The following is an 8,016-nucleotide window of genomic DNA, read 5'->3' on the forward strand; positions in this document are numbered from 1 at the left end:
ATCGGCGGCGTATGGAAACACCAGCCACGAGCCAGAAAATGAATTTGGAGAGCGACCTCGTGAGACAAGGAATGCAGCCCGACCGGTTCGGGAACCCTGCCAACGCGTTACCCATACAATGGTTGCGTCAGGTGATCAATTAGTGATGCTTCGAACTTTCGTATGGCGTATTCATAAGCGCACGCGCGGCAACGGCTGTTATGTACGTTGCCTCTGGCGGAGGTCCTTCCGATGTTGCGACGTATCCTGGCCATGAGCCGCTACATCATGCTTGTTCCCATCGTCGGAACGCTTTTCTGTTTCGTGGCGCTGACGTTATATGAGGTGATATATCTGGTTTTCGGCGCCTTCGAAGCCATTGAGAAAGGCGCGATATCGGCGAAATCGGTCAAGATGTTGGCAGTCGGAATCGTCGAGGCCGTGGATGTCTTTCTGATTGCCATCGCGGTCTATATCACGAGCATTGGTCTTTATTCATTATTCATCGACGACACGCTGCCGATGCCGAAATGGCTGCAGATCAACGACCTCGACGACCTGAAATCGAATCTGGTGAGTGTCGTCATTGCGGTTCTCGCCGTACTGTTCCTGCGGGAGGCCGTAGCGTGGGACGGCACCCGCGACGTCGCGGCCTTCGGTGTCGCGTTGGCGCTCGTGATCGTGGCCCTCACCTTCTTTCTCAAGAAAAATGCCGCGAAGAAAAATTAAGCCTTTGCAGCCTTGAGGCAATGCGCTTATTCCCAGCCTGTATCTGGGAAACGATCAGGTTCGGTTACCCAAACAAGTGGCGACGGCGAAGCCGCCAACCTGATGCAAGGCACAGTCATTCGGAGTCCTGTGGTCTTTCCGGACACCAGCAACGAATCACTGATTCGCTCCCGAACTCAGCCTGTCGATCATCGCTCGGATGGCCTGCATCTGCACGCCCTTCTGATCGGCGAAGTGCGAATCGGTATATCCCCACCAGTCCCAGCATCCAAGCGGATTGGCCATGGGAATGACGACCGCCTGCGGAAACAGCACGACGATCTGATTGTTGTCCGCCCATTTGTCGTAGCCCGCGTGTCTGACGAAGGTCGTGCCGTAATACAGCTTGCTACCGGATGAATCGATCGGCACATAGTCCTGCCCCTGCTCGCAACCGTGCAGGGCGACATGCAGACGACAGCGCGCGCCCGCCTTGCAGTCATCGGGGATATAGACCCAGCCCGTGCTGTCGAGACCCGCTGCGCCCGGCAGGCTCCACGGTCCGCTCTTCGGGAGGAACGCGGTCTGGTCGAACTGCACGAAATGGCCGGCCGGCGCCGAACCCGTGCGCGGCTTGAGCGGCGCCGGGCCGTAGATCCATCCGAGGATTGCCTGTGCCCCATCGAACTGGCACTTGCCGATGAACGGCGAGACCGAGTCGCCACACGCCACGCCGTAGTTCACGGTCGGCATGGTGTGACCCGCGTTATCGAGCGATACCACCGACAGATTGGCCGGGGGCAACCCCAGCGTGCGGTAGTAGTCATCGACTTGCTGAACCACAACTGGCGGCACGGTCGTATCCTTCAGGCCGGAAATCGTGATGACGCGCTGACCGGCAAGGTTGGCCGGATCGTCGACGAGCTTTCCGGCAAACGCCTGACGGGTAGCCGATACGAGCGACGGCACCGCAGCGCTGGTCGCGGACACGCCACACGGCAGCGGCGGATTGCACGAGCACTGCGTCATCGCCGTGGACAGCTTGCCTTGCGAACAAAAGTACGGTCCCGCCGCGACGACGCCAGCACCCTTGACGATCGATGAGTACGCAACGGCCAGTTGAACCGCCATATAGCCGCCCGATGAGAGACCCGAAACGGACGTCTGCGCGATGTCGATATTCAGTGCCGGCAACGGCTGCGGCGTTTGGGCGTAACAGCAAAAAGACAGCACGTATAGCGCAAGGCCAGCAAACAGCGAGACAGGTCGCATGGGTCGCTCCGGTGAATGGCCATCCCTTCACGGCATAGCGCCGATCACGTCGATCCGGCGGCAAGGCGAGGCAAGTGCCGTCCGATGCGTCGGATGGTCGTTCGCCACTTTAGCGCATCGTTTCTTGGCGCCGTCCAGCCATGCACGCGAAGGTCGCAACTGCTCAAGGTGCAGGACCGATGCAAGCCAGATTTTCACCGTCGCTTTACGAGCGGGCAGATGGCCGTACAGTTCCCGCCGTCCATGCTCCAATCCGTACCGCTCGCCGTCCTAGTAAGTGTACCGGTACTGTACCGAGATCCGTCGATAAACTGACTCCGGTCAACTCTGCCTTCTTTCCGGAGCCCTCGCATCATGCTGCCCGAACTGCTCAGCGCGCTGCCCGCCGGCATGCTCTTCGTCGTGGTCACGACCATTACGCCCGGCCCCAATAACACCATGCTGCTCGCTTCCGGCGTCAACTTCGGCTTTCGCCGCACGGTGCCCCACATTCTCGGCATCAGCGCGGGCGTCGTGGTGCTCATGCTCTCGGTCGGCTTCGGCCTGGGAGAAGTGTTCCGGCACGTTCCGGCACTCTATTTCGTGCTGGAGATCGCGAGCATCGCGTATCTGCTGTATCTCGCGTGGAAGATCGGCACGTCGGGCGACCTCAAGGTGAAGGGCGGCGAGCACCGGCCCATGCGCTTTCACGAAGCCATTGCGTTCCAGTGGGTCAATCCCAAGGCATGGATGATGGTGCTCACGGCCGCCACCACGATCCGCCTGTCCGCCGACTTCGGCACCAATACGATGGCGATGGCCGTGCTGTTCTATGTGATCGGACTGCCCTGCATCTGCATCTGGGCCGCGTTCGGCACCGGCATGCGGCGCCTTCTCTCGAATCCGCGCAGGCTGCGCGCCTTCAACGTCGCCATGGCGCTCTCGCTGCTCGTTTCGCTGTATCCGATGTTCGCGCACGTGCTCCAGCGCTAGGCGCGCCGCCCTTTCCCGGTTCAAACGCTACAATCGCAGCCGGGATACATGGGCGGCGGAGTCACACTTTGTCTGAGTTTGAAGCGGGTTTTATTCTCACCCGCCATTGGCGCGATACGGGCGAGCGCACCGAAGTCGACTTCTGGCTCGCGACCGAAAACGGGCCGCGCCAGGTGCGCCTGCGCCCCCAGCCTTCCGTCGCCTTCGTGCCGGTCGAGCAGCAAGCGGCCGCGCGTATCGCGCTCAAGAGCGACACACGCGCGGAGCTTCGCCCGCTGTCTCTTGTGGACTTCCAGCGCCGCCCGGTGCTCGGCCTCTATTCCCCGCAATATCGCAAGTTGGCGGGGCACGCCAGGCGTCTCGCCAAGGCAGGCATCGACGTCTACGAAGCCGACATCCAGCCGCCCGAACGCTACATGATGGAGCGCTTCATCACCGCACCCGTGCTGTTTCGCGGCGAGGCGGGCGCCGGCGGCGTGCTGCTCGACGGCGAGATGAAACCCGCCAGTGGCTATCGCCCGAGGCTCAAACTCGTGTCCCTCGACATCGAGACGAGCGCACAGGGCGAGCTCTATTCCATCGCGCTGGAAGGCTGCGGGCAGCGCCAGGTGTTCATGCTCGGACCCGCAAACGGCGACGCGAGCCCGCTCGAATTCGACTTCGAATACTGCGCAAGCCGCGCGCAAATGCTCGAGCGCCTCAACACGTGGATGGCGAAGCACGACCCCGATGCGATCATCGGCTGGAATCTCGTGCAGTTCGACTTGCGCGTGTTGCACGCGCATGCGCAGCAGACCGGCGTACCGCTGCGCCTCGGCCGTGCTGGCGAAGTCATGGAATGGCGCGAGCACGGCATGCAGGAGAATCATTTTTTCGCTGGCGCCGCGGGTCGCCTCATCATCGACGGCATCGAAGCGCTGCGCTCGGCCACCTGGAGCTTCCCGTCGTTCAGCCTCGAATATGTCGCGCAAGCGCTATTGGGCGAAGGCAAATCGATCGACAACCCGTATCAGCGCATGGACGAAATCCAGCGCCGTTTCGACGAGGACAAGCCCGCGCTTGCGCGCTACAACCTCAAGGATTGCGAACTGGTCACGCGTATCTTCGAGAAAACCGAGCTGATCCCCTTCCTGCTCGAACGCGCCTCGGTGACGGGGCTGCCCGTGGACCGCATGGGCGGATCGGTGGCCGCGTTCACGCATCTCTATCTGCCGAAAATGCATCGCCTCGGCTACGTGGCGCCGAATATCGGCGACGTCACAGGCGAAAACAGCCCCGGCGGCTTCGTCATGGATTCGCGCCCCGGCATCTACGATTCGGTGCTCGTGCTCGACTACAAGAGCCTCTACCCTTCGATCATCCGCACGTTCCTGATCGACCCGGTCGGGCTGATCGAAGGCCTGAACGATCCCAGTGACGAAGCGTCCGTGCCCGGCTTTCTCGGCGCGCGCTTCTCGCGCGAGAAGCACTGCCTGCCGGAGATCGTCCGCCAGGTCTGGGACGAGCGCGAGAACGCGAAGCGGCAGCACAACGCGCCGCTTTCGCAAGCGCTGAAGATCATCATGAACGCGTTCTACGGCGTGCTCGGCTCGACCGGCTGCCGCTTCTTCGATCCGCGCCTCGCTTCGTCGATCACGATGCGCGGGCACGAGATCATGCGCAAAACGCGCCAGCTCATCGAAGCGCAGGGCTACGACGTGATTTACGGCGATACCGATTCGACCTTCGTCTGGCTCAAGCACGCGCATGACGAAGCCGACGCCACGCAAACCGGCAAGCGGCTCGTCGAGCACGTCAATGCCTGGTGGAAGACCGAGCTGCGCGAACGCTACGGCCTCGAAAGCGCGCTGGAAATACAGTTCGAACGCCATTACTCGCGCTTTCTCATGCCCACGGTGCGGGGAGCCGAGGAAGGCAGCAAGAAGCGTTACGCCGGCCTTACTGTCGCGAAGCATGGCGGCGAGGAAGTCGTGTTCAAAGGCCTCGAAACCGTGCGCACCGACTGGACGCCGCTCGCGCAGGAATTCCAGCGCGAGCTTTACCGTCGCATTTTCCAGCGCGAGCCTCATGTGGAGTACATCCGCGACTACGTGAGACGCACGCTCAATGGCGAACTGGACGACCAGCTCGTCTATCGCAAGCGGCTACGCCGGCCGCTCGCCGAGTATCAGCGCAACGTGCCGCCGCACGTGCGGGCGGCACGCGTCGCGGACGAGTTCAATCGCGCGAAAGGCCGGCCGCTCCAGTATCAGAATGGCGGCTGGATCAGCTATGTGATGACGACGGCCGGCCCCGAGCCGCTCGAAACGCTGAGCTCGCCGCTCGATTACGCGTTCTACGTGAGCCGCCAGCTACAGCCAGTGGCGGACGCGATTCTGCCCTTCCTGCGCGAAGATTTCGATACGGTGATGTCGGGGCAGCAAAGCCTCTTTTGAGCAAGCTCGCGCGAACCGGCCGCCCCGCTAGCGCACGCGCTCGATGAACCGCCAGAGCGCATCGTCCATCGAATAAGGCGCGTTGAAGCGAAACCACGCACTCGGCTCGTCCTCCGGGCGGAAATAGGAGCCCGGCGCAAGCCAGATGCCGTCGCGCAACGCCGCGGTTGCGATCTCGCCGGCGCGCTCGGGCTCGACGGCAAGCCGCGCCCACACGAAAAGCCCGGCGCGCGGCCGGTGGAACACTTCAAGCCCGAGCGCGTCGAGCCGGTCCTCCACGCAGGCGTGCGCAGCCTTCAGCCGCTCGTTCACGAGCTCGACATGGCGCGCATGACGGCCTTCGAGCAACACCTTGTCGACGACACGCTCGATCGTCTCGGAGGACGTGAGTCCCACCGCCATCTTCGCGCGCGCCAGTTCGCGCAACACGTCGCGCTCGGCCACCACGTAGCCGCAGCGCAGCGAGGGCGTGACCGTCTTCGAAAAGCCGCCCACGTAGAGCACGCGCTGGAGGCCTTCCATGGCCGCGAGCAGCGGCGCGCCGGGCGGCGCGAGTTCACGGCTCACGTCGTCCTCCACGACCCACATGCGCTGGCGCTCGGCAATTTGCAGCAGGCGGAACGCGTTGGCCATCGTGAACGTCGCGCCCGTGGGATTCTGCAGCGTGGTGTTCACGAAGATCGCCTTCGGCTGGTGCGCGGCCACCTGGCGCTCGAGCACATCGATGTCGAGGCCAGCCGGCGTGCGCGGTACGCCCTGCACCGCGAGCCCCGCGAGCTTGAGGATCTGCAGCAGGTTGCAGTAGCCCGGGTCTTCGACGAGTACCGTGTCCCCCGGCCGCAACAGCGTGCGCACGATGAGATCGAGGCCCTGCGTGGCGCCCTGGGTGAGCAGCACGTTCGACACCTCGACGGGCAACCCCTGCCGGTCCAGTTGCGCCGCGATGCGTTCGCGCAGCGGTGCGTAGCCATAGGGGTGCCCGTAGTCGCCCAGGCGCACGGCGGGCACGCGGCTCATCGCGCGCAAGGCGTGGTGCATGCCGCTTTCGTTGATCCACTCGGCCGGCACCCAGCCACAGCCGGCCTTGATGGGCACCGAGTGATCCGCGAACACATCGGAGAGCAGCCACGTGGCCGTGAGCGTTGGCGGCTGCCAGCCTGTCACGCTCGCGCGCAACGACTCGTGGCGTGACGCCACGCGGTAGCCCGAGCCTCGCCGCGCGACCACGAGGCCCATCGACACGAGCCGGTTGTACGCCTCCGTCACCGTATAGGTCGAAAGCGCGTGGGTCTGCGCGAGCTGCCGCACCGAAGGCAGCAGCGCGCCGGCACGCAGCGTTTGCGCCTCGATGGCGCCAGTGAAAGCCTGCACGAGCTGCTCGACGAGCGTGGTCGAAGCGCCGCGGCCGCGCTCCAGTACGAGTTCGATCATGGGAATTCAGGTAGCCGCTGCAAGGGAAAACCCGAACGATTCGGGCAGTGACCAATACAGTTGGCGTAAATTGTCCAGCACGGTTTCCAGCGCAGTATAGAGACTGTCTATGCCGCCATTCAAGCCCTGACGCTACAGTTGCGACAGACCAACCTGAGGAGGAATACGCATGACTTCGCGCCCCGTCATCGACGATCTCTCGTCGTTCTGGATGCCGTTCACCGCCAACCGCCAGTTCAAGGCCGCGCCGCGCCTGCTCGAATCGGCCAAGGGCATGTACTACCGCACGACCGACGGCCGCGAAGTGCTCGACGGCAGCGCGGGCCTTTGGTGCGTCAATGCGGGCCACGCGCGTGAGGAGATCGTTGCGGCGATCGCCCAGCAGGCGGCCACGCTCGACTTCGCTCCCACGTTCCAGATGGGCCATCCGCTTGCGTTCGAGGCAGCCAAAAAGGTCGCGGAGGTCATGCCGGCGGGGCTCGACCGCGTGTTCTTCACGAATTCCGGATCGGAGTCGGTCGATACCGCGCTGAAGATCGCCCTCGCCTACCATCGCGCGCGCGGCGAAGGCCAGCGCACGAAGCTGATCGGCCGCGAGCGCGGCTATCACGGCGTGGGCTTCGGCGGCATCTCGGTGGGGGGCATCGGCGCCAATCGCAAGGCGTATTCGGGCCAGCTGCTGCCGGCCGTCGACCATCTGCCGCACACGCACAATCTCGAGCACAACGCGTTCTCGAAGGGCCAGCCGGCCTGGGGCGCGCACCTCGCCGACGACCTCGAGCGCATCATCGCGCTGCACGACGCCTCGACGATCGCCGCCGTGATCGTCGAGCCCGTGGCGGGCTCGACGGGCGTGCTGATTCCGCCGCAAGGCTATTTGCAGCGCCTGCGCGAGATCTGCACGAAGCACGGCATCCTGCTGATCTTCGACGAGGTGATCACGGGCTTCGGCCGCCTCGGCAAGGCGACGGCCAGCGAGTATTTCGGCGTGACGCCCGACATCATCACGATGGCCAAGGCGATCAACAACGCCGCCGTGCCGATGGGCGGCGTGGCCGCGAGCCGCACGATCCACGATACGGTCGTCAACAGCGGCGCGCCCGGCGCGATCGAGCTGTTCCACGGCTACACCTATTCGGCGCACCCGCTTGCGGCCGCCGCCGCGATCGCGACGCAGGACCTGTATCGCCGCGAAGGCCTGTTCGAGCGCGCCAACGCG

At 63.9% G+C, this 8,016-nt stretch carries 6 protein-coding genes; 4 read left to right on the forward strand and 2 right to left on the reverse strand.

All coding sequences use genetic code 11. The features are described 5' to 3' along the window. Positions 1-252 precede the first annotated feature (252 nt). Complete coding sequence (locus VMJ11_RS08635; RefSeq protein WP_325618909.1) at positions 253-708, forward strand: YqhA family protein; 456 nt, start codon at positions 253-255, stop codon at positions 706-708. 156 nt (positions 709-864) lie between these two features. Here the strand turns inward: VMJ11_RS08635 and VMJ11_RS08640 are convergent, their stop codons facing one another. Further along, positions 865-1,959 (reverse strand): poly(3-hydroxybutyrate) depolymerase, encoded by a 1,095-nt coding sequence (locus tag VMJ11_RS08640; protein WP_325618910.1) that lies wholly within the window; start codon positions 1,957-1,959, stop codon positions 865-867. A 354-nt stretch (positions 1,960-2,313) separates the two neighbouring features. Between VMJ11_RS08640 and VMJ11_RS08645 the strand changes: the two genes are divergently transcribed. Together VMJ11_RS08645 and VMJ11_RS08650 are read left to right on the forward strand one after the other, a co-directional pair. After that, the gene (locus tag VMJ11_RS08645; protein ID WP_325618912.1) at positions 2,314-2,931 is read left to right on the forward strand and encodes a LysE family translocator; all 618 of its coding nucleotides are present in this window, start codon (positions 2,314-2,316) and stop codon (positions 2,929-2,931) included. 68 nt (positions 2,932-2,999) lie between these two features. Further along, complete coding sequence (locus tag VMJ11_RS08650) at positions 3,000-5,366, forward strand: DNA polymerase II (RefSeq protein ID WP_325618914.1); 2,367 nt, start codon at positions 3,000-3,002, stop codon at positions 5,364-5,366. A gap of 27 nt (positions 5,367-5,393) precedes the next feature. Here the strand turns inward: VMJ11_RS08650 and VMJ11_RS08655 are convergent, their stop codons facing one another. Continuing rightward, a complete protein-coding gene (locus VMJ11_RS08655; RefSeq protein ID WP_325618916.1) occupies positions 5,394-6,797 on the reverse strand; it encodes a PLP-dependent aminotransferase family protein in 1,404 nt (467 codons plus the stop codon). A 169-nt stretch (positions 6,798-6,966) separates the two neighbouring features. On the opposite strand from VMJ11_RS08655, the gene VMJ11_RS08660 reads away from it, so the two are divergent. After that, positions 6,967-8,016, forward strand: a 1,050-nt coding sequence (locus VMJ11_RS08660) for an aminotransferase class III-fold pyridoxal phosphate-dependent enzyme (RefSeq protein ID WP_325618918.1), incomplete at its 3' end; no start/stop codon positions are given.

Origin of the sequence: Paraburkholderia sp. (genome assembly GCF_035501035.1) — a bacterium.
Lineage (GTDB): Bacteria > Pseudomonadota > Gammaproteobacteria > Burkholderiales > Burkholderiaceae > Paraburkholderia.

Coding starts and splice junctions, on each gene's coding strand:
- VMJ11_RS08635 (WP_325618909.1), top strand. CDS start 253: ATGAGCCGCTACATCATGCTTGTTCCCATCGTCGGAACGCTTTTCTGT.
- VMJ11_RS08655 (WP_325618916.1), bottom strand. CDS start 6,797: ATGATCGAACTCGTACTGGAGCGCGGCCGCGGCGCTTCGACCACGCTC.
- VMJ11_RS08640 (WP_325618910.1), bottom strand. CDS start 1,959: ATGCGACCTGTCTCGCTGTTTGCTGGCCTTGCGCTATACGTGCTGTCT.
- VMJ11_RS08645 (WP_325618912.1), top strand. CDS start 2,314: ATGCTGCCCGAACTGCTCAGCGCGCTGCCCGCCGGCATGCTCTTCGTC.